Raw genomic sequence first — 24,560 nt, forward strand, 5'->3', positions numbered from 1 at the left:
CCTGCGCGCCTGAAGGCCGAGCAGGCCGGCGTGAAGGAAATCTTCATTGAGGATGTGCGCGAGGAATTCGTCCGCGATTTCGTCTTCCCGATGTTCCGCGCCAACGCCGTCTATGAAGGCGTCTACCTGCTTGGCACCTCGATCGCCCGGCCGCTGATTTCCAAGCGCCTGATCGAGATCGCAAGGGAAACCGGCGCCGACGCGATCGCCCACGGCGCGACCGGCAAGGGCAATGACCAGGTCCGTTTCGAGCTTTCGGCCTACGCGCTGAACCCCGATATCAAGATCATCGCGCCCTGGCGCGACTGGACCTTCAAGAGCCGCACCGACCTTCTGGAATTTGCCGAACGGCACCAGATCCAGATCGCCAAGAACAAGCGCGGCGAAGCGCCCTTCTCCGTTGACGCCAACCTGCTGCATTCTTCCTCGGAAGGCCGCGTGCTGGAAGATCCGGCGATCGAGGCGCCGGAATATGTGCATATGCGCACCGTCTCGCCGGAAGCCGCGCCCGACAAGGCGACCATCATCAAGATCGGTTTCGAGAAGGGCGATGCCGTTTCGATCAACGGCGAAAGGCTGAGCCCGGCAACACTGCTCGCAAAACTCAATGATTATGGCCGCGACAACGGAATCGGCCGTCTTGACCTGGTCGAGAACCGCTTTGTCGGCATGAAGTCGCGCGGCGTTTACGAAACGCCCGGCGGCACCATTCTGCTCGCAGCGCATCGCGCCATGGAGTCCATTACGCTTGACCGGGGCGCCGCGCACCTCAAAGATGAGTTGATGCCGAAATACGCGGAGCTGATCTATTACGGATTCTGGTTCTCGCCCGAACGCTACATGCTGCAGGCCGCCATCGACAAGAGCCAGGAACATGTGGAAGGCGAAGTGACGCTGAAGCTCTACAAGGGCAATGTCATCGTCACCGGCCGCGAAAGCGACAAGTCGCTCTATTCCGAATCGCTCGTCACCTTCGAGGACGACCACGGCGCCTACGACCAGAAGGACGCTGCCGGCTTCATCAAGCTGAACGCGCTGCGCCTCAGGACCCTTGCCAAGCGCGACAACGGCTGATCTCGCGATCAGACGCCTGGATCTGGAGAAAAGCGGGGCCATCGGCTCCGCTTTTCTTCTTGAAAGATGTCGCGTCCGTTCGGCAGTGTGCCGCGATGGGCCTTTCGGATGTCAGGCAAGCGGTTCGGAGGCTTGGATGTCATCCTCCGCGGCTTCGTGTGTGACCGCAAGATGCGGGCGTTCGGCGAGACAGAGCGAGACATAGCTCAAGACCGCAATCGCGCCCATTGTCGGGACGACGACCTGAATGGCGAAAACGGGCGAGCCGATCGCCGCTGCAATGATGCCGGTGACAAGGCCTGCGCCCATCTGCATGAAGCCCATCAGCGCGGAGGCCGAGCCGGCGATTGCCGGGAACGGCAGCAGCGCGGCGTTCATCGTGTAGGGCATGACGAAGGCGATGCCGAAGGCGAAGCTTGCGACCGGAAGCATGACCGAAAGGTAGCTGATCGGCAGGAATTCGACGGAAAGAGCGATAGAGGAAGCCCCGAGAACGATGAAGAGCAGCCCGACCCTGACCAGGGAACGGGACGAAAACCGGCCAAGAGCAAAGCGAAACACCACAGAACCGACGAAATAGGATCCGGTCTGCAGCAGCATGCCCATGCCGTATTGCGACGGCGTGAGGCCGGCGACCTTGATCAGCACGAAAGGCAGAATCGAAGCGAGCGCGTAGAGGGTGCCGGCCGAGGAGGCAATCAGAAGCGAGGCGGCCATGAACCGGCCGCTTGCCAGAAGCCGGCCATAGGCCTTCAGCAATGGCAGCGGCCGCGCCTTCTTTCGATCAGGCACAACGGTTTCGGACATCATGGTGACGAGGACGGCGGTGCTGACCGCGCCGAAACCCGCCATTGTCAGGAATATCGCCTTCCAGTCGAAGACGGACAGGATGAGGCCTCCGATCGTGGGTGCGATTGCCGGCCCCACGGCGAGCACGATGCCGATCATGTTCATGATGCGGGCCGCGGGCTCGCCGGTAAACTGGTCGCGGACAATGGCGCGCCCGACCGTCAGCCCGGCCGAGGCTCCGATCCCCTGGACGAGCCGTCCGAGGAGAAGCGTGTTCACATCCCAGGCGAAGACGGCAAGGAGACTGCCGATCATGTAGACCATCAGAAACCCGATCGCCGTCTTTCTGCGCCCGAAGGCATCGGCAAGCGGCCCGGCGACAAGCATCGCGAAGGCAAATCCGCCGAAGAAGACGGACAGCGACAGCTTGATCGCCGCATCCGTCGTGTCGAAAGCGATCGCAAGCGTCGGCATGGCTGGGGTATAGATGGCGAGCGAGAACGGGCCGAGCATGGTCATCATCGCGCCGATCAGGCTGGAGCGCCGCTCGCTCATCTTCGGCGTCGGCTGGGTCATTCCGTCGGTCATGGTCATTCCTGCAAGCGCTGCGAGAAATTGCCGCGCATGATCTTCAGCGCGGTTCGCAGCATCTGTTTCTCTTGGTCGGAAAGGCCCTCCTCAACCTCTTCGATCAGTTCATCGGAGTGGCGCCGGATCGCGGATAAAACCGCGCCCGCGCGCCTGGTGGTGTGAATGCATTTCGCCCGGCCGTCGCTTGGATCGGAACGCCTTTCGATCAGCCCCGCCTTTTCCAGCCGATCAAGGTAGCGCGAGAGCGTCATCGGCTCGATACCGAGTTCCTCGGCGATCTCGCTTTGCCTGGCGCCCTTGCGGGCGGCAATGCGCGAAAGCGCCCGCGCCTCGCCCGGCGTGACGCCGAGGCCCGCAGCGCCGATCCTGCGCTCGAACGCGGCGCGGAACAGGCGTGCGACATCCGTCAGGAGGAAGCCAAGGCGGTCGGCGCTGATCTCGCTATCCATCGAACATCCGGCAATTGCAATTTAATAAGCGTTGCTTACTATCTTGTCTGGCAATCATCAAGCCCTGCTTTTTTCCGTCGCAGCCAGACAGCCTCTTGTCAGAAGCCCGGCGATGGCTCACACATCGAAAAACCGCGCTTGCGGACAGGCATGAGAACGGGAATGACGGCAATGGCAGACGCAAAAGAACGCAATCCGGCACTGACGACCTGGGACGGGGCTCTGGGCCTGCCCCATTTCGACCGGATATCGGACGAGGACTTCGCGCCCGCCTTCGAGCGGGCCATGGCCGACCATCTCGCCGAGATCGACGCGATTGCGGAAAATTCCGAAGCGCCGAGCTTCGTCAACACGGTGGAAGCCCTGGAAGTCGCCGGCGACGCGCTGTCGCGGGTGGCGGCTATCTTCTTCACCCGCGCCGGCGCCGATACCAACCCGGCGATCCAGGCGCTGGAGCGCGCGATCGCGCCGAAGCTTTCCTCGCATTATTCGAAGATCGGCGCCAACAAGGCGCTGTTCTCCCGCATCGACGCGCTCTGGCAGGAGCGGCAGACACTTGGCCTGAGCGAAGAACAGACAATCGTGCTTGAGCGCCACTGGAAAGGGCTCGTGCGCAGCGGCGCGCAGCTTGGCGGCAACGAACAGCAACGACTTGCCGCAATCAACGGACGCCTCGCCGAGCTCGGAACGCAGTTCGGCCAGAACGTGCTCGCCGACGAGAGCGAATGGGCCATGTTCCTCACCGAGGATGATGAGCTTGCCGGCCTTCCCGATTTCCTGACCGACGCCATGGCGGGCGCTGCTGCCGAGCGTGGACGGCCCGAAGCCCATGCGGTGACGCTGTCACGCTCGATCGTGGAGCCTTTCCTCACCCTGTCGTCGCGGCGGGACCTGCGCGAAAAGGCCTTCCGCGCCTGGACCGCCCGCGGCCTCTCCGGCGGCGAACATGACAATCGCGCGGTGATGAAGGAGACGCTGGCGCTGAGGGCCGAAAAGGCGAAGCTGCTCGGGTACGAGAACTTCGCGGCCCTGAAGCTCGACAACACCATGGCGAAGACGGCGGACGCGGTGGACACGCTCTTGATGGATGTCTGGGAAAAGGCCGTGGAGGCTGCGGGCGAAGACGAGAAGGAACTTCAGGCGCTGGTCGCCGAGGAGGGAGAAAACCACGATATCGAGGCCTGGGACTGGCGCTATTACGCCGAAAAGCTCAGGACCCGGAAATTCGCCTTCTCCGAGAGCGAGGTGAAACCCTATCTGCAGCTGGAGAAGATTCTCGAAGCCTGTTTCGCGGTGGCCGGACGGCTGTTCGGCATCAACGCTGTCCACCGCCCGGATATCGTCGCCTATCACCCCGATGTCCGCGTCTACGAGATCCGCGACGACAAGGATGAGGCCTTCGCCATCTTCCTCGGCGACTATTTCAACCGCGCGACCAAGCGTTCCGGGGCCTGGATGAACGCCCTGCAAAGCCAGCACAAGCTGACGCTGCCGAACGGCAGCAAGGGCGAATTGCCGATCGTCATCAATGTCTGCAATTTCGCCAAGCCGGCCGAAGGCAAGCCGGCGCTTCTGTCGCTCGATGACGCGCACACGCTGTTTCACGAGTTCGGCCACGCGCTTCACGGCATGCTGTCCGACGTGACCTATCCGTCCGTCTCAGGCACGGGCGTCGACCGGGATTTCGTGGAACTGCCCTCGCAGCTCTACGAGCACTGGCTGACCGTGCCCGACATCCTGCGCGCCTACGCTCTTCACCACCGCACCGGCGAGGCCATGCCTGACGCCCTGATGGAGAAGGTGCTCAAGGCGGCAAACTTCAATCAGGCCTTCTCGACCGTGGAATACACCGCCTGCGCGCTTGTCGACATGCATCTGCATACGGCAGCAACGCCGCCGGCCGACCCTGTCGCCTTCCAGGACGGCGTGCTGAACGCTATCGGCATGCCGAAAGCGATCGCCATGCGCCATGCCATACCGCACTTCCTGCATATCTTCGCCGGAGACGGCTATGCGGCCGGCTACTATTCCTACATGTGGTCGGAAGTGCTCGACGCCGACGCTTTCGAGGCCTTCGAGGAGACGGGCGACGTGTTTGATCCTCGACAGGCCGAACGTCTGAGGACGACAATCCTGTCGCGGGGCGGATCGGTTCGCGCCGGGGAAGCCTATCGCGCCTTCAGGGGCAAGATGCCGAGCCCGGATGCCATGCTGCGCGGACGCGGCCTGCTGCCCTGACGGCAAGGCTGCCGCGGAGACTACGCTCAGGAACCGGAATCCGCGACGTCGGAAGACGGCAACAGCAGCTGGTCGAAATCGACTCCGATCATGCCCAGCAGCACGACCAGGACCACCAGCACAAGTACAATCCAGAATGGTTTGCGGTTGTAGAAAGGGGTGGGCCTGAAGCAGTAGGAACAGGTCTTGGTCCCGAACCTGAGCTCATGATGGCATGAACATGAAAACAGTCTGATATTCTTCAACGTCTACCAAATCCGATCCTGGCCGGAGCGCTCCCAGGAGCGATAAACCGGCATTTCCATCCCGTGCACAGCAGCCCGATCATGTCTTCGGCGGGCTGCCCGAAAGCGACGCTCAACTTTGAATGGTCATTTATGAACGTTAGCTGAAACGTCCGCGTAACACGTTTGGTTCCCCGAAAAAAAGCATAAATTGTTGTCTGACAACAACGACTTCGCTGACAGCGCTACCCAATTGGCATCGCGGCCCCGGAAAGCCTTCGGCTTCACCGCAGGCGGAGCGCCGCATACTATATGAACACCAGAGATTGAAAGCGCGATGCGTCCGAATCGAACGGAAACGGCAGGATTCGCGCAATTTGAAGAATGCAATTTCGGCCAGTCTTGAAATATTGCTGCTTGCGCGTACCCCTCTCCGAAATACACCTCCAAAACGAAGAGCTATCACGCCGCCCGGGCGAGGCGTCTTCAAAAAAGCGTGATCGGGATGCGCCGACCCTATTTCAGCCAAATTGCCAAATGTGGCGAGGTCCTGACATACGCCATTCTGGCCTCATCGCCGATCGGCTATGGTCTGCGGCAATGGCGGCATGTCGCCGCCCTGTTCAGGACCGGCAATATGGACAATCTCCATCGAAAACGTCTTGTCATCGGAATCAGCGGCGCCTCCTGCGTCATCTACGGGCTCCGCGCCCTGCAAATTCTGCGCGGGCTCAATATCGAGACACACCTTGTGATGACGGCGTCGGCGGAAGTAACGCTTGGCCACGAAAGCGATCTCAGCGTTGCCGACGTCCATGCGATGGCCGACGTCGTCTATGCGCCCGACGATATCGGCGCGGCGATTGCGAGCGGCTCCTTCCGCACGATGGGGATGCTGGTCGCCCCATGCTCGGTCCGCAGCCTGTCCGAGATCGCCACGGGCGTAACGGCGGGGCTCCTGAGCCGCGCCGCAGATGTCACGCTCAAGGATCGCCGACGACTGGTGCTGATGGTGCGCGAGACGCCGCTCCACCTCGGCCATTTGCGCGCCATGACCCAGGCAACGGAAGCCGGCGCCATCATCATGCCGCCGGTGCCCGCCTTCTACACGAGGCCGAAAAACCTCGATGACATGGTGACCCAGACGGTGGCGCGCGCGCTCGATCTCCTCGGCATCGATAGCGATCTGGTTCGACGTTGGGGCGAATGAAACGGTGGCGCCGCACGGGCCGCCCCCCGGAGCCAAGCGTAATCGTGCTTTCCATGCCCTCGCGCCGGTCGTATGCTCCAGCCAGAAACCCGGCGTGCGAGAACGACGGGCGCCATAACAGGACACTTCCGCCATGCAGCCCGAAATTCGCGTCCTGGACCTTGCCGAAATCGAAACGCTTCTCGACTGGGCGGCGGCCGAAGGCTGGAACCCCGGGCTCGGCGATGCTGTTCCGTTCCTGGCGGCAGACCCCGCGGGATTCTTCGGCTGTTATGTCGAGGGGACCATGGTCTCCGGCATTTCCGCCATTGCCTACAGCGACGGTTTCGGCTTCGTCGGCCTCTACATCACCCGAAAGGATATGCGCGGCAAAGGCTATGGGCGGCTGGTCTGGGAACGCGCAATGGCCTATCTCGGCGGCCGCACGATCGGGCTTGACGGGGTGCCGGAGCAACAGCCGAACTACGCCCGGATGGGCTTTGCCGCCGATTACGGCACGGCGCGCTGGAGCGGCGTGATCGATGCCGCGCACTGCGCCGGCCATGCTGAAACCCGCAAGGCCTGCGACACGGACCTGGACCGCATCGCCGCTTTCGACGCGGCCTTCTTCCCCGCGCCCCGGAAGGCCTTTCTCGGCGCCTGGCTTGCGGCAGCGACGAGCGCGCGACTAATCGAGAAGGACGGCGAGATCTTCGGCTATGGCGCTGCGCGACAATGTCGGGACGGCTCGAAGATCGGCCCGCTCTTTGCCAAGACGCCGCAGGCGGCGAAGGCGCTTCTGGCGGGGCTTGTCGCCGATATCGGCAGCGAGCGGGTCGATATCGACGTACCGCTGATCCAGCTTGGCTTCATCGCCTGGCTGGAGGCTGCCGGCCTTGTCCGCGGCTTCGAGACCGCGCGGATGTATCGCGGAACCACGCCTGCCCTGCACATAGCCGGCGTCTTCGCCGTCACCAGTCTCGAACTCGGATAGGCCTGCCTTCGGCTTCGACAGAAAACGGGGCGGCCCATCGACGGAGCCGCCCTGTCGCGATCGCAAGGAGAGATTGTGCGCCTACCAGGCCGTGAAGCCGCCGTCGACGACGACGTTCGAGCCGGTCATGTAGGACGACGCATCGGAGGCGAGGAAGCGGATCACGCCGTTGTATTCGTCGACCTCGGCCTGGCGGCCGAGCGGCACGCGCTCCAGAAACGCATCGATGAATTCCTTGTCGTAGGAACCGGTCTTCACGCCGCCAAACGAGATGATATTGCAGCGGACTTTCTTCGGCGCCCAATAGGTTGCGAGATAGCGCGTCAGGTTCAAAAGGCCCGACTTGGAAGCTGCATAGGAAACGGCCTTGACGAAGGGCACGCCGTCGCGCTCCAGCCGGTAGGCATAAAGCGCCTGGTTGGGCGACACCATGCCGTACATCGAGCCGACATTGATGATCGAGCCGCGTTCTTTCTCGGCCATCTTGGTGCCGACGACCTGGCTGGTCAGCATCACACCGGTCAGATTGGTGTCGATGATTTCGTCCCAGTATTTCTGGGGGTAGTCCTCGAAAGGCGCGTTCTGGTCGGCCGCGCCGTCGGGCTTGGAATCAATGCCGGCATTGTTGACGAGAACATGCGGCACGCCCCAGTCGGCGATCAGCTGATCGGTCGCGGCCTGAAGCGCCGCCTTGTCGGTGACCGAGGCTTCATAGACCCTGATCCGGTCCTCAAGGCCCGGAAATTTTTCCGCGATCTGGGCCTTCGAGAAAGGCCGGCGCGAGTAGATGGCGACCTTGGCGCCGGCCTCTGCCAGCGACTTCGAAAACTGGGTGCCGAGCTGGCCCAGCCCGCCCGTGACGACGATGATGCGACCTTCAACGGAGAACATCTTGTCCATGGTTTTTCGTCCTTTCAGAAGGGGAGAGTTTGAATTGGCGGCGCACCCGCCGGATTGAATTCATTGCGGGTTTTGAACCGCGTCTTTTTCGTCCGCCGCGCCGCGCCGGAAGTAGAGGATCGAGCGAAGCGCGGTCGCGACCAGGATCAGGCAGACGGCAACGCCGAGGAAGGCGGCAATGGGACGCTCGAAAAAGCCGAGAAGATCGCCGCCCGATATCTGCATCGACATGATGAAGTTGCGTTCCAGCACCGGCCCCAGAACAAGCCCCAGAATGACGGGGGCGATCGGAAAGCCGTTGCGTTCCATCAGATAGCCGACGATGCCTGCAATCAGCATGACCCAAACGCCGAACAGCGTGTTGTTCACCGCATAGGAGCCGAGGAAGCAGCACACCAGAATGATCGGCACGATCACCGAGCGCGGGATCGAAAGAACGTGGCGGGCGAGCTTGATCGCGGCGTAACCCAGCGGAAACAGCAGCAGGTTGGCAACGAAGAAGCAAAGGATGATCGCGGTCGGCATGGACGGGTTTTCGACGAACAGCCGCGGGCCCGGATTGACGCCCTTCATGAACAGGACGCCGACGGCAATGGCGGTGACGGCGTCGCCCGGGATGCCGAAGACGAGCGCCGGGATCCAGGCGCTGGAAAGCCCGGCATTGTTCGACGAGGTCGACTCGATCAGCCCCTCCGGATGACCGGTTCCGTATTTCTCCGGCGTCTTGGAGAACCGCTTGGACATGCCGTAGGCAATCCAGGCGGCGAGATCGCCGCCGATGCCCGGCAGCGCGCCGACGGCCGTGCCGAGCGAGGCACCGCGCAGGAAGGAGAAGGGATATTTGCGGAACAAGCCGAATATGCCCTGAAACGGCACGATCTTTCCAAGCTTCGGCATCTCCGCACCGCCGGTCTGGCCGGTGGTGAAGCCGCGCAGGATCTCGGAGAAGGCGAACATGCCGATCATGACGGGAATGAAGGAAACCCCGCCCATCAGCTCCATCTGTCCGAAGACGAAGCGCGGCGCGCCGGTGGTGATGTCAAGCCCGACCGTGGAGATCAGCAACCCGATCAGAAGCGAGGTGAAGCCGCGCGCCGCATCGCTGCCCGAGACCAGCGCGCAGGTCAGAAGACCGAGCACGGCCAGCCAGAAGAACTCGAAGCTGGAGAAATTCAGCGAGATCTTCGCCAGCAGCGGGCCGGTGACGAGCAGGACGGTGGCGCCGACAAGGCCGCCCATGGCGGAAAAGAAGAAGCCGATGGAAAGCGCGGTCGACGCCTTGCCCTTCAGCGTCATCTGATAGGATTCGTCGGTATAGGCGGCCGATGCCGGTGTTCCGGGAATACGCAGGAGCGTGCCCGGCATGTCGCCGGCCGAGATCGCCATGGCCGTCGATGAGACGATCAACGCGATCGCGGGCACGGGCGCCATGTAGAAGGTGACCGGCACCAGAAGGGCGGTCGACATGGTCGCCGTCAGCCCCGGCAACGCGCCGATGAAAAGCCCGTAGACAGCGCCGAGCAGGATGGCGAGCAGCACATCCACCTGGAAGACGATCGAAAGGGCCTGAAGCAGCGTATCGGCACTCATGACAATATCCCTCCCAGAAGGCCGGCGGGAAGCGGCACCAGCAGGCCTTTTGAAAAGCCGACATAGAGAAGAAGCACGACCGTCGGGCTGACGATTACCGTGACCATCCAGGATGCGCCCATCAGCAGCATCAATACGGCCATGTAGATGAAGGCGTAGAGCGGAAAGCCAACGCTTTCGAACAGGAAGATGCCGAGCACGAGGCCGGCAAGCGTCCAGACGGCCGCCAGTTTCTTGCGCATCGGCACATGCCATTCGGACAGATCGACAAGCTTCTGCCCGCCGCCGGCGATGAAGGCGCCCATGCTGATGGCAATGCCCAGCCCGATAAAGCCGATGCCCACCAGCATGGGCATGAGGTCCGCACCGAAGCGCACGCCCGGAACCGTGGGGAGCCTTGTCGCCCCCACGATCACGGCCGCTCCGAAGAGCGACAAAGCGGGCCCGGTAATCCGGTCGCTGATTTTCATGTCAGTCCACTCCGACGGCGTTACTTCGCCAGACCCAGAACCTTCATGGTCTCGGCAAGGCCCTCATAGTCGTTGTAAACCGTCTGTTTGAAGGCGGCGGCGTCCTGATAGGCGACCGAGAAGCCGCGCGACGACATGAACTTCTGGAAATCCGGGTCATCGCAGATTTCCTGAAGCGCTGCCTCGAGCTTCTCGACCGTTTCGGCCGGAAGACCGGCAGGGCCCGCAAGGCCGCGGAACGGCATCGGCGACCACTGGACGTCAAGCGCCTCGGTCGTGGTCGGGATATCGGGGAAGAGCGGGCTGCGCTCGTCGGCGATCAGAGCCAGCGTCGCCACTTCGCCGGCCTCGACCAGCGAGCGGGCTTCCGCAGGGGATGTGGAGACCACATCGATGGCGCCGGCGGCAAGCTGCTGCAGCGCGGGCGCAGATCCGTCGGAGGCAACCCAGGGGCTCGCGTCCGGGGCAATGTCGAGCTTGTTGAGAAGCCCGGCCCAGGCAAGGTGAGACAGGCCGCCGCGGTTCGCGCCCGACGCGGTGATCTTGCCGGGATTGGCCTTGACGTCGTCGATCAGCGCCTGCACGCCGTCATAACCGGCGTCGGCCTGAACGTTGATGCCGATCGCATCGGCATTGTAGCGGCCGATATAGTCGTAGCTGTCCGGATTGACGCCCGGCAGGCCCTGCGTTTCGTACATCGTGCTTTCGATGGTGATGACGCCGATCGTGTAGCCGTCCGCCTTGGCGTTGGCGATGGCCGAATGGCCGACAAGACCGCCGCCGCCGGTGCGGTTGACGACATTGAAGGGCTGGCCGAATTTTTCTTCCAGATCCGCGGCAACGGCGCGCGCGGTGGCATCGGTTCCGCCGCCGGCGGACCACGGCACGATCACCGTAACGGCGCGCTCCGGCCATTCGGCATGGGCAGCGCCCGCAAGCCCGAGGAGGGCCGCAGCGGCAACCGTTGTGTGGACAAGTGTCTTCAGAGTGGATTTCATATCTACCTCCCGTTGTGAGTCTTTCTTCGAACCCGCTTCATGAGCGACCCCGCAGCGACATAACACTTGACTTATGACTCATGACATAAGTATTGTCAACCGAGCGAAAGGACATGGAACGCATGATGAGAACCGATGCCGAAAAAGCGAATGGCGGACTGCTGAAGCGACGCGAGCGGCTGCATTCGGAAGTATCGTCCATTCTTGAGAGCCGCATTCTCAACGGCGAGCTCAAGGTCGGCGACCGGCTCGACTCCGAAAGCGCCATCGCCAATGAGTTCGGCGTTTCCACCCGATCCGTGCGCGAGGCGATCCAGGTGCTTGAGACCAAGGGCCTGGTGCGACGCCGCCACGGTGAGCGCACGGAAGTGGTGCGCGACGACGTCGATGGCTATCTTGAGACGCTGGCCGTCACCGTACGCCAGCGTTTTTCCACCGATCCCGACTACCTGCTCCAGCTCATGGGCGTGCGCCGGATGATCGAGGCCGAGGTTCTGGAAATGCTGACGGACCGAGAAGACCCGGTGACGCCGGCGATAGAAGCCGCACTGGCGGACATGCGCACGGCCCGTGACGAGGGCGACTTCTCCGGCTTCGTCAATGCCGATGCCGCCTTTCACCTCGCGCTGGTGCACGCGACCGACAATCAGGTGCTGCAGCACATCTATGACAATCTCTCCGGCCTCATCAACGAGGTGATGCACATTTCGAGCCGCGTGCCGACCAAATCGCTTGACGAGGCCTATGCCGAACACGCCAGCATTTTCGACCTGATCAGGGCCCGCGACAAGGCCGGATCCAAGGCGCTGCTGCGCGCGCAGATCGACAATTCCGCGGATTACCTGCGGCAGGCGATCGAGAAATCAAACCAGAAAAAAGCCAGAAAAGAGGAATGAAATGGCCGACTTCGACTATTCGGACACCGACTGGGAGGCAATCGAGCGTCTGAAGAAATGGTATTCCGGCGATATCCATGACAGCATGGAAGCGCTCGGACTGTGGGGCTGCCTGGAAGGCATTTCGCTGCTCGGCGCGCTTGCGCCCGGCGACGTGGTCTGCGGCCCGGCCGTCACCGTCCTGTTCGAACCATCCGACCGCAAGGGCGAGCCGCAGGACGTCTACCACAACGCCATCGACAATGCGCCCAAGGGCGGCATCATGGTCTGCGACGCCTCCTGCGCACCGGGCTCCTGCTCGGGCGAACTGATGAGCACGGGCGCCAAGACCCACGGCTGCGCGGCAACCGTCGTCAACGGCACGGTGCGCGATCTCGCCCAGGTGCGCGCGCTCGGCTATCCGCTGTTCGGCACCATGCCGAGCCCGATCGGCGTGACCGGCAAGAAGGAACCGAAGAAGAGCCAGGTGCCGCTTAAGATCGGCAAGGCGACCGTCAAGCCCGGAGACGTGATCTTCGGCGACATCGACGGCGTGGTCGTCATTCCGAAGGAACACGTCAAGGCCGTTGCCGATCAGGCAGACGCGCTTGGCAAGGAAGAGGCAACCAATCGCGACCGCATTCTTGCGGGCGAAAAGCTGCAGGCCATCTGGCCGGCAGAATAAAGGAAGCCTCCCTCCCCCACTGGCCCCGGAACGCGCTCGCATTGCCGTTTCGGGGCCTTTTCCGTGGGAAGGGGCCTCTGTTTCAGGCAGGCTCCCGGCCAGCGTCGTCCCTGCCGCTGCGCGGCACGATCTTCTCGGGATCATCGGGCAGGTCCGCGACGATCGAGTAGAGCACGCCCGTCTGCCGGTACTCGATCCTGGCCGTGCCGTCCATGGAATGGGCGACAATCTCCTCGATCATGCGCGAGCCGAAACCGCGCGTCTTCGGCGGCTCCACCGGCGGTCCGCCCATCTCGCTCCAGTGAAAATGCAGCGTACGACGTCCGTTCTTGACGATTTCCCAGTGGATCGTCACCGAACCGCCCGCCACAGACAGGGCACCATATTTGGTGGCATTGGTCGCCAGTTCGTAAAGCGCGAGCGACAGCGCGGAAACCGCCTGTTCGTTGAGGATGACCCGCGGTCCGCCGATCCTGATATCGGCACCCTTGAACGGTTCCATAACGTCGCTGACCAGCGCCCGCAGCTCGGCGGAATTCCAGCCTTCCTTGGTCAGAAGATCCTGCGCCGTCGACATCGCCCGGATGCGGCCGAACGCGATGCCTTGCGCCTCCTCAAGTGACTTGGCTGACTTCAGCGATTGCGCAAAGATCGACTGGGCGATCGCCAGCGAATTCTTGACCCGGTGGTTCAGCTCGCGGGCAAGCAGCTTGCGGTGCTCCTCGGCTTCCTTGCGCTCGGTGATATCCTGGGTGATGCCGCTGATGAACTGGTGGCCGCCGGGCGCGCCGGAGAGCTGGCCGCGCGCCTCCAGCCAGCGCAACTCCCCCTTCGGCGTGCGAACCCTGTAGATCAGATGCAGGTCTTCCTCGCCGCGGATGGTGCGCTCCAGCCCCCTGGTCCAGCTTTCCAGATCCGCCGGATCGACGGCCTTGCGGGCATCGACGAAATTCAGCCTGTCGGCCGGCGCAAGGCCGTAATTGGCCTTGGCCTGCACTGATGTGATCAGCCGCTTGGTGCCGAGCTCCAGCGTCCAGGACCCCATCTTGGCGGCCTCCAGAATGAAACGCAGCCGGTTTTCGGAGGCACTCAGGTCGTGGATGCGCTGCTCGATCTGCTCTTCGAGCTCCTCCTGCGAGACATGCATCTCGGCAATCCGCCGCCGCTCCGGCGTGACGTCAAACTGCGAGGCGAAGAAATAGGTGAGCTTGCCTTCATCATCGAAGACCGGCGAGATCAGCACCCGGTTCCAGAAACTCGAGCCATCCTTGCGATAGTTGAGCAGGTCGATCTCGATCGACTCCTGGCGGGCAATCGCGTCGCGCACCTTGGTCACATCGTCGGAATTGGTCCCCGTGCCCTGCAGGAACCGGCAGTTCTGTCCGAGAATCTCGTCCCGGCCGTAGCCCGTGAGCCGCAGAAAAGCGTCATTGGCAAAAACGACCGGATTGTCGGGCTGGCCCGGATCGGTGATCAGCATCGGCATCCGGGTGGTGCGGACGGCTGCGGCAAAGGGATCGTTGGAGGCCGCGACACGATGGATTTCGTGTTCGATCCGGGCTTCGTCTGGTTGGTTCATTTATTGCTTCTGACACGAAAAAGGTGGGTACTTCCCGCACCATAGCCGCAAGACCACGACGCCGCCATTACTTTTGAGGGTAAGGGTTCTTTTCCTGAAACGGTCCGCCCCCTCGCGCCGAGGCCGATCAAGTGGCGCCGTTTCAGCCGGAAAGCCCGAAGCGCTCCGCGAATTCATCCATCGCTGTCGGCCTGCCGAACAGGAAGCCCTGCGCCTTCCGGCAGCCCATCTCCAAAAGGGCCAGACGCTGCGCCTCGGTTTCCACGCCTTCGGCCAGACATTCGACGCCGAGCTTTTCCGACATCGCGACGATGACCGAGCACAGGGAACGGGTCGCCATTTCCCCGGAAAGGTCGCGGACAAAGCTGCGGTCGATCTTGACCATGCTGATGGGCAGGGTGTTGAGATGACCGAAGGAGGAATAGCCTGTGCCGAAATCGTCCAGCGAGATGCAGAAGCCCCGCCGCGAAAGCAGTTCGACCTGGCGAATGGCGACGCGGCCGTGCATGGCGATCGCCTCGGTCACTTCGAATTCCAGCGTCTGCGGGCCAAGGCCCAGCGCATCGACCCGCCGGCAGAGCCAGGCGGCGAAGCCCGGCACGTTCAGGTCGGCCATGGAAAGATTGACGGCAACGCGCAGCGGTTCACCCCTTGCTGGTCGACGCGCCAGCGACCAGTCGGCGACCTGTCGCAGCACGAAACCGGTGAGCGCCCGCGTCATGCCGGTGCGCTCGGCGATCGGAATGAACTCGTCCGGGGAGATCGCCTCATCGGCGACCCGCCAGCGCAACAGCGCCTCCGCGCCATACACCAGGCCGGTATCGAGCATGACCTTCGGCTGCAGGACGACGAAAAACCCCCTGCCCGTTTCCACGCTTGCCTTCAGCGCCTCCTCCAGTCGCCCCTGCCTTTCCCAGGCCCTGCGCTCCGCCTTTCCGTACCGAACATGGGCGCCGTCCTCGACGCTCCTGATGTGAATAAGCGCCGCCGTCGCGACGCTGACGGCGCGCGAGCGGTCCTCCGGCAGGTCATCCATCGGGATCATCACCGAGGTGGGGCGCGGCGCGAGCTCGATGCCGTCCACAAGATAGGCCTTGTCCAGCGCGCGCGACAGGCCGTGGGTGGAAAGCACGCCCTCCGGATCAACGATTCCGAATGCCCCTTCGGCGATCAGAGCGATCGTGCATTTTCCCTGGCAGAGCTGGTGCAGGCGGGTATAGGCCTCCTGCATAACCTTGTTGGCGACCGGGCTGCCGAAGGAGGCGACCATGGTCTGGTAGTCGCAGACGTGAACCTTGACGATATGACCGGCACGGGAGACGTCGAGCGCTGCGCCAAGGGCGTGCTCGAAGGCATTGAGGTTCGGCAGGTCCAGGAAAGCATCGCGAAAGGCCAGCCGGTCAAGCGCCTCGATGAGCGCGAGATTCTGGAAGCCGACGGCGATGTTGCTTGCAAAAAGCCGGAGGAGGTCAAGCTCCGGCTGGTCGACGGCCCGATCCGTCCTGAGGGCTGCGAAAAGGCGGCCGTCCTCTCCGGCGTCGAACCAAAGGCCCATATAGCCGCCGGAAAAGACCGGCTCCAGGTTCGGCTCGCCCTCTTCGAACAGATCGGCGATGTTCGGCGCCGCTTCGGCAAAAGCGAGCGGCCCCGTGGCCGAGTAGCGGCCTATGCCGGCAACCACGCGCAGCACATCTCCGCGGGGACCGGCCGCCGCGACAAGACCGTCCGCGTCCACCCGCAGGAGCGCCGCAATCTGGGTGAGCACGCCCTCGGCGAACATTTCCAGATTGCCGCGCCGGAAGAGCTGTCGGGCGCTCCTGACGATGAGCTCAAGCCCCTCGCGGCTGCGCGACATGGCCCGGATGCTGTCATAGGCGCGGATGGATGTGGTCAAAAGCGAGATCAGCCGCGTGCGCGTCAGTTCATCCTTGGTGTGATAGCCGTCGATCTCGTAATCGGTCACCACGGCAAGCTCAGGCGCATAGCCGGGATAGCCGGTGCGGAGAACCAGCCGCATATCCGAAAACCCTTTGTTTCTCAGAGCCTTGACGAGCTTCATCCCGGCATCGTCCGTTTCCATGACGACGTCGATCATCGAAACCGCGATATCCTCGTGCTCCTCGGCGCGCACAATCGCCTCATCGACGGAATGCGCCGAGATGGTCTTGAGCGGCCGTCCGAAGATCGAGACATCCTTCAGCGCATAATCCGTGGCAGCGTGAACATCCGGGTTGTCGTCGACCACAAGCACCTTCCAAGGCCGACCGGCAAACGCAGCGCCGTCATCGGCCGCGTCGTCGAAGAGTTCGAGCTCCAGATCATTGTTCATGGGCCCTGCTCCTTCATCTGATAGGCATTTGCGTCGACGCCGGAACCGGGCGAGACAAGCGGAAGCAAAAGGGTGATCCGCGTTCCCGCGCCCGGCGCGCTGTCGACCTCGATGTCGCCGCCGAGCACGCCGGTGACGATGTTGTGGACAATGACGAGGCCCAGTCCGCTGCCGCCCTTTCCGAACGAGGTGGAGAAGAAAGGGTCGAAGATCCTGTCCCTGTTTTCCGGCAAGATACCGCAACCATCATCGGCAACGCTGATGGCCACGCCACGCCTGCCCTTCCGTTCCGCCGAAACGGTTATGGTCCCGGCCGCGCCGTGCGGAAAGGCATGAAGACGGGCGTTGTTGACCAGGTTTGTGACCGCCTGCCCGAGCGGCCCGGGAAAGCTGTGCATGCGAATCTCGTCCATCGGACCGGCGACAAGCCGCACATCGCCCTTTGAGAACTGCGTTTGGAGCAGCGAGATCGTGTCGTGAAGGTAGCGCGCGAGCGAAAACCGTCGACGACGGTCGCTCGCCTGATCGACGGCGATCTGCTTGAAATTGCCGATGATATCCGCAGCGCCCTCTAGCGCCTCGCGGGTCATCCGGGTGCCCTGGCGGATATCATCGAGCGCCCGGGCGAAGGCGTTGCGGCCGATCCGACCTTCCTGAAGCGACTCCTGAAGGCTTTCCGCGCGCCGGTCGATCGTGGTCGCAACCATCATGGCATTGCCGATCGGCGTGTTCAGTTCATGCGCGACGCCGGCCACCAGGCCGCCCAGACCGGCGAGCCGGTCGATGCGCACCATCCGCGCTTCCGCCGCGCGAACCCGCGCTTCCGCCGTCCTGCGATAGGCGATCAGCCGCGCGCCGAGCGCCGCAAACACGGCCGAGGCGATGAAGAGCACGGCGAGGCCCGGCAGGTTCTCCGATGACAGAAAGCCAGGCCTCGGCGGATAGGCGATCAGCAGGTACCAGGGCGCGTCAGCTGTTTCGACATGATCGAAACCGGATTCCTCGGCGATCGTCTCGCCGACCGGCAGACGGGCAAAGACATAGTTCTGGGCATCGCTTCGGTGTTCGACCCCGGCCTTCATGTCCGCAAAGAGCCCAGGCGCACGCTCGGCGAGCGTCGTGTTCTTGCCGAACATGAAACCCCAGCGATCGCGCCGCGCCACGCCGCCCATCCAGTAACCGTCCGCATTCAGGAGCTGAATCCGCCTGACGAAGGGAGAGGTCAAGAGATCGAGCTTGACCAGAATGCTTGAGGCATCGAGATTGACAACGAGCACGCCGCGGCGGGCGCCCTCCGGCGAAAAAACCGGCGCGGCCAGGCGCAGCATCGGACGCCAGGGTTCCTCGATCACGCCATCCTCGACATTGAGGTCGAGCCGGGAAAGATAAAGCGAACCGGCCGGCAGGGTGTTGGCGGCCTGAAAGTAATAGCGCGGGGATTTGTCCTGCAGGTTGGATTCGCCGACCGGAACAATCGCCTCCCCGACGCGGTCGACACGAACCTCTTCCGTGCCATCGGCTGCGATATAGCGCAATTGCGCGATGTCGGGCTTCGCCCGCACCCAGGCGGAAAAATCCTGGATCAGCGCGGCGGTTGCGCCCTCGTCTTCAAGTCGCCTGCCGAGGGCATGACTGTCTCCGATTACATTGAGATACTGCGCATGTTCAGCGATGAAACCGCTGACCCAGATATTCGCAAGACGCAGGGCGCCTTCGGCCTGCAGCCGAGTGCGCTGCGCCTGAAGGCGCTGTTCCACGGTGTAGGAAACATACCAGATGAGAAGGACGACAACGAACAGGCCGGCAAAGAGCGCCAGCATGAGCCGCCACTCGACCATGGTCGGCTTGCGCACAATTCTGCCCAGGAAACTCGTGAGGGCGCCTCGCATATGATGTTTCCGTGTCTGTCGCGGCTTCGCTGACGTTTTGCATCAGCCTCCTCTAATGAATGTATCGCCGAATTCACGGTTTTGTAGCCACCACACGTTGAATTTCTATTTTTTCAGGTTCAACTTGGTTTATATTCGGAGAACCGGCCTAAGGTATCTACCTTTTTGAATAAATTATACATGGTATTGCATTAGGATCCCCCTTCGTTTTATTTCGCAACCGCGATACGCGACTCAGACACACTCATAGATTGCTGAACGGGAGAAACTAAATCGTTTTTTTTGCTTTCACCCGGGCCGAAGGGTGCTCGCCGCGGCATTGATCCGTGCGGCCCTCACCTGCGTTGAGGCAGCCCGTTTTCAGGGATGACGAACAGCAGGCGATAGCGGGCAAAGATCACCGCCATCAGCGCCGCAACCCACGCCCCGTAGAACAGCCCGGTCGAAATATCGCTCGGATAGTGTGCGCCGACGGCGACGCGGGCATAGGCGAAGAAGATGGCCAGGCTGGCAAAGACCGGCCCCATGCGGGGGAAAAGCAGCGCCAGAGCAGCAAAGACGGCGCCGGACGTCGTGGCGTGGCCGGAGGGAAAGCTCGCATAATCATAGGCCCAGCCGCCGAACCGGAAATGAAGGTCGCCGACGCTGTCGAACAGCGACGGACGCGCCCTGCCGATCAGCCGCTTCACGACATTGACCGAGGCGCTGGCGAGCGCAACGGTGGAAAAGACATAAACCGCCTGATGGGCGACATGGACGGCACGATATCGCGCCGATGTCCTGCCGGCGCGGGCAAGAACCGCAAGCGCGCCGAGCGTCACCGCTCCGCTGGTCACAAGAATCCAGGGCGACGTGGTCAGATCGGTCAAGCGCACCGCAACATCCTGGAACGAGGCCGACATCGCATCGCGGGCAGAGGCGACCGGGCCGTCAAGGGCCGCGAAGGAAAGAAGCGCCATCGTCGCCGCAGGCAGCAGGAACCACGGCCAGCAGGTGGCAGAGAGCGAGAAAGGCTTCTGCGCCTTTCTCCGTTTCCAGAAGAGGCGGAGCCTGGTCCGGTAGGGTGCGGGAGGGAGCGGGTGTTTGTCTGTCATCCGCTTCCATCTAGGGCGTCATGCCGAAAAGTGGTAGTTTTCTGCCGCAACGATCTTGGCGGCAGACCGCCGCCAAGCTTCCGTGCCGGCCCGTGCAAGGCCGGCGCCGAAGGACATCAGGCGGCGAGTTTCTTCGCAAGCGCGGCAAGCACCGCATCGCCCATTTCCGCGGTTCCGACCTTCCTGCACCCTTCGGCCATGATGTCGCCGGTGCGGTAGCCATCCTCCAGCACATCGGCGATCGCCGCTTCCAGCGCCTCGGCCTCGACGATCATGTTGAAGGAATAACGCAGGCACATGGCGAAGGAGGCGATCATGGCCAGCGGGTTGGCAACGCCCTGGCCGGCGATATCGGGCGCCGAGCCATGAACAGGCTCGTACATCGCCTTGCGCTTGCCGGTTTCCGGGTCTTCCGCGCCGAGCGAGGCCGACGGCAGCATGCCGAGCGAACCGGTCAGCATGGCGGCGACGTCGGAAAGCAAGTCGCCGAAGAGATTGTCGGTGACGATCACGTCGAACTGTTTCGGCGCACGCACGAGCTGCATGCCGCCGGCATCGGCCAGCATGTGGGAAAGTTTCACATCGGAGAACTTCTCGTCGTGAACGCGGGTGACGACCTGGTTCCAGAACAGGCCGGATTTCATCACATTGCGCTTTTCCATCGAGCAGACGCGATTGTCGCGGGTGCGGGCAAGCTCGAAGGCGACGGCGGCGATGCGCTCGATCTCGTAGGTATCATAGACCTGCGTGTCGATGGCGCGCTGCTGGCCGTTGTCGAGATCGATGATCTCCTTCGGCTCGCCGAAGTAAACGCCGCCGGTCAGTTCGCGCACGATCAGGATATCGAGGCCCTCGACCAGCTCCGGCTTCAGCGAGGAGGAGGCGGCAAGCGCGGAATAGCAGATCGCCGGGCGCAGGTTGGCGAAGAGCTGCATGTCCTTGCGCAGCCGCAGAAGGCCGGCTTCGGGGCGCACGTCATAGGGCACATTGTCCCATTTGGGGCCGCCGACGGCGGCGAGAATGACGGCGTCGGCCGCCATGGCCCGCGCCATGTCGTCATCGGAGATCGCCACGCCGTGGGCATCATAGGCCGAGCCGCCGACGAGGCCCTTCTCGACTTCGAAGCCGGCGCCGGCCTTCTCGTTCATGAAGGCAATGATCTTTTCGAGTTCCGCGGTGATTTCCGGACCAATGCCGTCGCCGGGCAGAAGAAAGAGTTTACGCTGGCTCAAGGAGGCCTCCCGTGTTGCTGAAAACCCGCGCGCCCGCTCAACCCCGGGAAGCGCATCAATGGCGTGCCGGTCACTATCGCAACCGCCGCAATGGCGCCGGTTCTAGACCGCATATGCCGGGTTTTCAAGCCGGTTCGGCAGCTTGCGGTACGCCCCGGAGGCGGCCTATTCGCGACCGCGCGAAAGGCGCGCCATCAGCGTTTCGGGCTCGTCGTCGGATGGCTTGCCGTATTTTACCGTCACCACCTTGTAGCCTTCGGCTTCCAGCCGGTTCAGGAGCGGCCCGATGGCGCGCGCCGTGCGCCCCTGCAGGTCATGCATCAAAACGATCCCGCCGCCGCGCCGGGCAAGCCCGGTCATGACCCGGTTCACCAGAACATCGGTCGAGGCCTGTTCATAGTCGCGCGAATCAATATCGATGCCGACCGGGATCACGCCGCGTTCCTGCAGCGCGCGATCGAGTGCGGCGCTCTCCGCCAGATAGGGGAAGCGGAAGAAACGCGGCTTGATGCCCGTCGCTGTCTCGACGGCGGCGATACCACGATCGATATTCGCGACCGCAACGGCATGGGACAGCGCCGGCAGGTGCGGGTGGGAATAGGTATGGCTGCCGATGGTCTGGTCGCTTTTGACGACCAGTTCGGCGACCTCCGGATGATAATGCGCCATTTCGCCGACCATGAAGAACAGGCCCTTCACGCCGTGCTCCTCGAGAGCCTGCAGCACGGCAGGCGTCCTGGCGGGAACCGGACCGTCATCAAAGGTCAGCACGACCTCCTTGGGGGCGAGCGTGATGTCGCGGGTCTCATCAAGATAGATCGTACGTCCGGCAAGAGGAAAATCCCTCACCGGCTTGCTGGCGACAAGGCGGACGGGACGCGCTACGGCTTCCGCATCCGCGCCCTCGACGATCCGCGAACGGATCGAACTGATCTTGAGCGGGGCCGCTTCTGCCGCCGCCGATTTGTCGATCGAGCCCGTCATCATCACCTCGATGGCCTCGGGGCTGCCTGAACCAGCCTCCGCCGGTCTTTCGGTCGCCACCAGCGCCGTCTGCAGGGTCACTGTATCACGGTGTCCGGTGGAAGCGCAGGAGGCGAGCGCGAGAACGCCAAGGCCGAAAAGGCCGTTCAGCAAACGGTGCATTGGTAATCCAGTTCAGCCAGAGACTCGACAAAAGCGAGCGACGCATTTCGCCGCCCGGCTCTTGGTCAAAAAATGTGGCAATATGGTTACCAAACGGTAAAGCGCCGCGCACAGAGGCGCTCTATGGTTGCATTTTTCGTCTACAGACAGACCTGCCGGCTCACAGAACGAGGATCGCCCTGAAATCATTGACATTGGTCAGGGTGGGCCCGGTGACCACCTGATCGCCGAGCCCCTCGAAGAAACCGTGGCCGTCATTGTTTTCAAGGGACGCCCGCGCATCGATGCCGGCCTCGCGCGCCCGTTTCAGCGTATCGGGGTCGATCACCGCGCCGGCAACCTCCTCGCGCCCGTCCACGCCGTCGGTATCGCCGGAAAGCGCATGCACGCCCGCAAGGCCGTTGAGATGGACCGCAAGCGACAGCAGGAACTCGACATTGCGCCCGCCGCGCCCGTCGCCCTTGACGGTCACGCTCGTCTCCCCGCCCGAAAGCACGAGCGCGGGTTTGGCAATGGGGATATCGTGATGGTGGATCGCCTCGGCGATGCCGGCATGGACGATGCCGACCTCGCTGGCCTCTCCCTCGATCGTATCGCCCAGCACAAGCACGTTGAGACCGGCGGACCGCGCCTTTTCGGCCGCCGCCTCCAGCGACATCAGCGGGGTCGCGATGATATGGTTCCCGGTGCTTGCCAGGCGCGGGTCGTCGGGCTTCACGCACGCGGCAAGCGGCGAATCAAGATGCTGCGCGACATGGTCCGGCAAGTCGATGCGGTAGCGCCTGATGATCGCCTTCGCATCCTCGGCCGTCGTGGTCTCGCCGACCGTCGGCCCGGAAGCGATGATCGCCGGATCATCGCCCGGCACATCGGAGATCATAAGCGTGTGACAGCGCGCCGGATGGATGGCGGCGGCCAGTCGCCCGCCCTTGATCGCCGAGAGGTGCTTGCGCACGCAGTTGACCTCGTCGATCGATGCCCCGCATCTGAGCAGCGCCCTGTTCACCGAAATCTTGTCTTCGAGCGTCAGACCGTCCGGCGGCAGGGACAGCAAAGCCGAGCCGCCGCCGGAGATCAGCACGATGACGAGGTCGTCCTCCGTAAGGCCGGAAACCGTTTCCAGAATGCGTTTGGCCGCGCGTTCGCCGGCGGCATCCGGCACGGGATGGGAGGCGGAGAGGATCTCGATCTTCTCGCACGGTGCCTCGTGGCCATAGCGGGTCACGACCACGCCTTCCAGCGGTCTGTCCCAGCAGGCTTCGAGCGCCTCGGCCATGCGCGCCGAGCCCTTGCCGGCGCCGACGACAACGGTGCGGCCTTTCGGCGGTTCGGGCAAATATCGGGATACCTGTTCCATCGGGTCGGCGGCCGCCACCGCCGTATCGAACAGAAAACGCAGGAAGCCTTTCGGATCGTCATTGAACTGCATGGTTAGTCCTGTAGGGCATGAATTGTGTTTCGTATTGTTCACATAAATCGGGGCTCCTCAAGTTTCTTCGGAACCAATGCGCGATTGACGCGTTAGTTTAACGCTGGGCGTGCGCCCTTTCGTTTCTTCTGTCTGGAGGTTTCACTTCAGTCGACCATCATGTTTGATACAGAAACCGACCGCTGCGCGATGACGCCCGACGTATTGCAAGGAAGGATCCATTATGGCTCACATAAACGAGTCCGATAAATTTCCCAGTATCGCTCTTGTTTCCACCCACGGCTATGTTGCAGCCGATCCTCCGCTTGGCGCTGCCGATACCGGCGGCCAGGTCGTCTATATTCTCGAGCTGTCAAAAAAGCTCGCGCAACTCGGCTTCTCCGTCGACATCTACACCCGCAGGTTCGAGGACCAGCCGGAAATCGACGAAGTGGACGAGCGGGTTCGCGTCGTGCGCATTCCCTGCGGCGGCAAGGACTTCATTCCCAAGGAATATCTTTACAAGCACCTGCTCGAGTGGAGCGAGAACGCGCTGCGCTACATGCGCGAACATGATCTGAGCTATAATTTCATCAATTCGCATTATTGGGACGCCGGCTATGCAGGCCTTCGTCTCGCCGAGGCGCTCCACATTCCCCATCTCCACACACCGCATTCGATTGGCCTGTGGAAGAAGCGGACGATGGAAACCGACTACCCGGATCAGAAGGAGCAGTTCGAGAAGGACTTCAACTTCACCGAGCGGATCAAGCATGAAAACAAGATCTACCGCGCCTGCGACAGCGTGATCGCGACC

At 62.7% G+C, this 24,560-nt stretch carries 21 protein-coding genes; 7 read left to right on the plus strand and 14 right to left on the minus strand.

Annotated features, from left to right (window positions below):
- On the plus strand, positions 1-1,074 hold a 1,074-nt coding region (locus AC5DC2_RS03870), incomplete at its 5' end, for an argininosuccinate synthase (RefSeq protein ID WP_491697533.1).
- Between the two features lie 111 nt (positions 1,075-1,185).
- On the opposite strand, the gene AC5DC2_RS03875 is transcribed toward AC5DC2_RS03870, so the two are convergent.
- Together AC5DC2_RS03875 and AC5DC2_RS03880 are read right to left on the minus strand one after the other, a co-directional pair.
- Complete coding sequence (locus AC5DC2_RS03875; RefSeq protein WP_491697534.1) at positions 1,186-2,451, minus strand: multidrug effflux MFS transporter; 1,266 nt, start codon at positions 2,449-2,451, stop codon at positions 1,186-1,188.
- A gap of 2 nt (positions 2,452-2,453) precedes the next feature.
- Positions 2,454-2,903 (minus strand): MarR family winged helix-turn-helix transcriptional regulator, encoded by a 450-nt coding sequence (locus tag AC5DC2_RS03880; protein WP_491697535.1) that lies wholly within the window; start codon positions 2,901-2,903, stop codon positions 2,454-2,456.
- 171 nt (positions 2,904-3,074) lie between these two features.
- Between AC5DC2_RS03880 and AC5DC2_RS03885 the strand changes: the two genes are divergently transcribed.
- Positions 3,075-5,141: a M3 family metallopeptidase gene (locus AC5DC2_RS03885; RefSeq protein ID WP_491697536.1), complete on the plus strand. Its 2,067-nt coding sequence runs from the start codon at positions 3,075-3,077 to the stop codon at positions 5,139-5,141.
- A gap of 26 nt (positions 5,142-5,167) precedes the next feature.
- On the opposite strand, the gene AC5DC2_RS03890 is transcribed toward AC5DC2_RS03885, so the two are convergent.
- Positions 5,168-5,386, minus strand: coding sequence for a hypothetical protein (locus AC5DC2_RS03890; RefSeq protein ID WP_024709644.1), 219 nt, complete (start codon positions 5,384-5,386; stop codon positions 5,168-5,170).
- A gap of 616 nt (positions 5,387-6,002) precedes the next feature.
- Between AC5DC2_RS03890 and AC5DC2_RS03895 the strand changes: the two genes are divergently transcribed.
- Positions 6,003-6,575: a UbiX family flavin prenyltransferase gene (locus AC5DC2_RS03895; RefSeq protein ID WP_491697550.1), complete on the plus strand. Its 573-nt coding sequence runs from the start codon at positions 6,003-6,005 to the stop codon at positions 6,573-6,575.
- A 133-nt stretch (positions 6,576-6,708) separates the two neighbouring features.
- On the plus strand, positions 6,709-7,548 hold the full coding sequence (locus AC5DC2_RS03900; protein WP_491697537.1) for a GNAT family N-acetyltransferase: 840 nt from the start codon (positions 6,709-6,711) through the stop codon (positions 7,546-7,548).
- An 81-nt stretch (positions 7,549-7,629) separates the two neighbouring features.
- On the opposite strand, the gene AC5DC2_RS03905 is transcribed toward AC5DC2_RS03900, so the two are convergent.
- Genes AC5DC2_RS03905 through AC5DC2_RS03920 form a run of 4 tightly spaced genes read right to left on the minus strand, consistent with a single transcriptional unit; the run spans position 7,630 to position 11,506 of the window.
- On the minus strand, positions 7,630-8,448 hold the full coding sequence (locus AC5DC2_RS03905; protein WP_491697538.1) for an SDR family oxidoreductase: 819 nt from the start codon (positions 8,446-8,448) through the stop codon (positions 7,630-7,632).
- Positions 8,449-8,508: 60 nt separating this feature from the next.
- Positions 8,509-10,038, minus strand: coding sequence for a tripartite tricarboxylate transporter permease (locus AC5DC2_RS03910; RefSeq protein WP_491697539.1), 1,530 nt, complete (start codon positions 10,036-10,038; stop codon positions 8,509-8,511).
- Entirely contained in the window at positions 10,035-10,508 is a 474-nt protein-coding gene (locus tag AC5DC2_RS03915) for a tripartite tricarboxylate transporter TctB family protein (protein ID WP_491697540.1), read from the minus strand. The genes AC5DC2_RS03910 and AC5DC2_RS03915 overlap by 4 nt, the downstream gene beginning before the upstream one ends.
- Before the next feature lie 20 nt (positions 10,509-10,528).
- Positions 10,529-11,506: a tripartite tricarboxylate transporter substrate binding protein gene (locus AC5DC2_RS03920; RefSeq protein WP_491697541.1), complete on the minus strand. Its 978-nt coding sequence runs from the start codon at positions 11,504-11,506 to the stop codon at positions 10,529-10,531.
- Between the two features lie 122 nt (positions 11,507-11,628).
- Between AC5DC2_RS03920 and AC5DC2_RS03925 the strand changes: the two genes are divergently transcribed.
- Positions 11,629-12,402: a FadR/GntR family transcriptional regulator gene (locus AC5DC2_RS03925; protein ID WP_161633056.1), complete on the plus strand. Its 774-nt coding sequence runs from the start codon at positions 11,629-11,631 to the stop codon at positions 12,400-12,402.
- A 1-nt stretch (position 12,403) separates the two neighbouring features.
- Positions 12,404-13,066, plus strand: a complete 663-nt coding sequence (locus AC5DC2_RS03930; RefSeq protein WP_024709652.1) for an RraA family protein — start codon at positions 12,404-12,406, stop codon at positions 13,064-13,066.
- Positions 13,067-13,148: 82 nt separating this feature from the next.
- On the opposite strand, the gene AC5DC2_RS03935 is transcribed toward AC5DC2_RS03930, so the two are convergent.
- The 7 genes from AC5DC2_RS03935 to AC5DC2_RS03965 form a co-directional block, all read right to left on the minus strand.
- Positions 13,149-14,645, minus strand: coding sequence for a PAS domain S-box protein (locus AC5DC2_RS03935; protein WP_491697542.1), 1,497 nt, complete (start codon positions 14,643-14,645; stop codon positions 13,149-13,151).
- A 142-nt stretch (positions 14,646-14,787) separates the two neighbouring features.
- Entirely contained in the window at positions 14,788-16,974 is a 2,187-nt protein-coding gene (locus AC5DC2_RS03940; RefSeq protein WP_491697543.1) for an EAL domain-containing protein, read from the minus strand.
- On the minus strand, positions 16,971-18,863 hold the full coding sequence (locus tag AC5DC2_RS03945; RefSeq protein ID WP_491697544.1) for an ATP-binding protein: 1,893 nt from the start codon (positions 18,861-18,863) through the stop codon (positions 16,971-16,973). The genes AC5DC2_RS03940 and AC5DC2_RS03945 overlap by 4 nt, the downstream gene beginning before the upstream one ends.
- 335 nt (positions 18,864-19,198) lie before the next feature.
- Positions 19,199-19,957, minus strand: a complete 759-nt coding sequence (locus AC5DC2_RS03950) for a phosphatase PAP2 family protein (RefSeq protein WP_491697545.1) — start codon at positions 19,955-19,957, stop codon at positions 19,199-19,201.
- 116 nt (positions 19,958-20,073) lie between these two features.
- Entirely contained in the window at positions 20,074-21,189 is a 1,116-nt protein-coding gene (gene leuB, locus AC5DC2_RS03955; protein WP_491697546.1) for a 3-isopropylmalate dehydrogenase, read from the minus strand.
- 165 nt (positions 21,190-21,354) lie between these two features.
- Positions 21,355-22,335 carry a polysaccharide deacetylase family protein gene (locus AC5DC2_RS03960; protein WP_491697547.1) on the minus strand — a complete coding sequence of 327 codons (981 nt, stop codon included), beginning with the start codon at positions 22,333-22,335 and terminating at the stop codon, positions 21,355-21,357.
- A gap of 160 nt (positions 22,336-22,495) precedes the next feature.
- Positions 22,496-23,764 carry a glycerate kinase type-2 family protein gene (locus tag AC5DC2_RS03965; protein ID WP_491697548.1) on the minus strand — a complete coding sequence of 423 codons (1,269 nt, stop codon included), beginning with the start codon at positions 23,762-23,764 and terminating at the stop codon, positions 22,496-22,498.
- A 223-nt stretch (positions 23,765-23,987) separates the two neighbouring features.
- On the opposite strand from AC5DC2_RS03965, the gene AC5DC2_RS03970 reads away from it, so the two are divergent.
- The coding region (locus AC5DC2_RS03970; protein ID WP_491697549.1) for a glycosyltransferase at positions 23,988-24,560 on the plus strand (573 nt) is incomplete at its 3' end.

The organism is Martelella sp., from assembly GCF_984369615.1.

Excerpts from the sequence above, each read along its gene's own strand:
- AC5DC2_RS03940 (WP_491697543.1), bottom strand. The coding sequence starts at position 16,974 with ATGAACAATGATCTGGAGCTCGAACTCTTCGACGACGCGGCCGATGAC.
- AC5DC2_RS03880 (WP_491697535.1), bottom strand. The coding sequence starts at position 2,903 with ATGGATAGCGAGATCAGCGCCGACCGCCTTGGCTTCCTCCTGACGGAT.
- AC5DC2_RS03915 (WP_491697540.1), bottom strand. The coding sequence starts at position 10,508 with ATGAAAATCAGCGACCGGATTACCGGGCCCGCTTTGTCGCTCTTCGGA.
- AC5DC2_RS03945 (WP_491697544.1), bottom strand. The coding sequence starts at position 18,863 with ATGCGAGGCGCCCTCACGAGTTTCCTGGGCAGAATTGTGCGCAAGCCG.
- AC5DC2_RS03925 (WP_161633056.1), top strand. The coding sequence starts at position 11,629 with ATGATGAGAACCGATGCCGAAAAAGCGAATGGCGGACTGCTGAAGCGA.
- AC5DC2_RS03895 (WP_491697550.1), top strand. The coding sequence starts at position 6,003 with ATGGACAATCTCCATCGAAAACGTCTTGTCATCGGAATCAGCGGCGCC.
- AC5DC2_RS03900 (WP_491697537.1), top strand. The coding sequence starts at position 6,709 with ATGCAGCCCGAAATTCGCGTCCTGGACCTTGCCGAAATCGAAACGCTT.
- AC5DC2_RS03910 (WP_491697539.1), bottom strand. The coding sequence starts at position 10,038 with ATGAGTGCCGATACGCTGCTTCAGGCCCTTTCGATCGTCTTCCAGGTG.
- AC5DC2_RS03930 (WP_024709652.1), top strand. The coding sequence starts at position 12,404 with ATGGCCGACTTCGACTATTCGGACACCGACTGGGAGGCAATCGAGCGT.
- AC5DC2_RS03965 (WP_491697548.1), bottom strand. The coding sequence starts at position 23,764 with ATGCAGTTCAATGACGATCCGAAAGGCTTCCTGCGTTTTCTGTTCGAT.
- AC5DC2_RS03885 (WP_491697536.1), top strand. The coding sequence starts at position 3,075 with ATGGCAGACGCAAAAGAACGCAATCCGGCACTGACGACCTGGGACGGG.
- AC5DC2_RS03935 (WP_491697542.1), bottom strand. The coding sequence starts at position 14,645 with ATGAACCAACCAGACGAAGCCCGGATCGAACACGAAATCCATCGTGTC.
- AC5DC2_RS03950 (WP_491697545.1), bottom strand. The coding sequence starts at position 19,957 with ATGACAGACAAACACCCGCTCCCTCCCGCACCCTACCGGACCAGGCTC.
- AC5DC2_RS03905 (WP_491697538.1), bottom strand. The coding sequence starts at position 8,448 with ATGGACAAGATGTTCTCCGTTGAAGGTCGCATCATCGTCGTCACGGGC.
- AC5DC2_RS03875 (WP_491697534.1), bottom strand. The coding sequence starts at position 2,451 with ATGACCGACGGAATGACCCAGCCGACGCCGAAGATGAGCGAGCGGCGC.
- AC5DC2_RS03960 (WP_491697547.1), bottom strand. The coding sequence starts at position 22,335 with ATGCACCGTTTGCTGAACGGCCTTTTCGGCCTTGGCGTTCTCGCGCTC.
- AC5DC2_RS03920 (WP_491697541.1), bottom strand. The coding sequence starts at position 11,506 with ATGAAATCCACTCTGAAGACACTTGTCCACACAACGGTTGCCGCTGCG.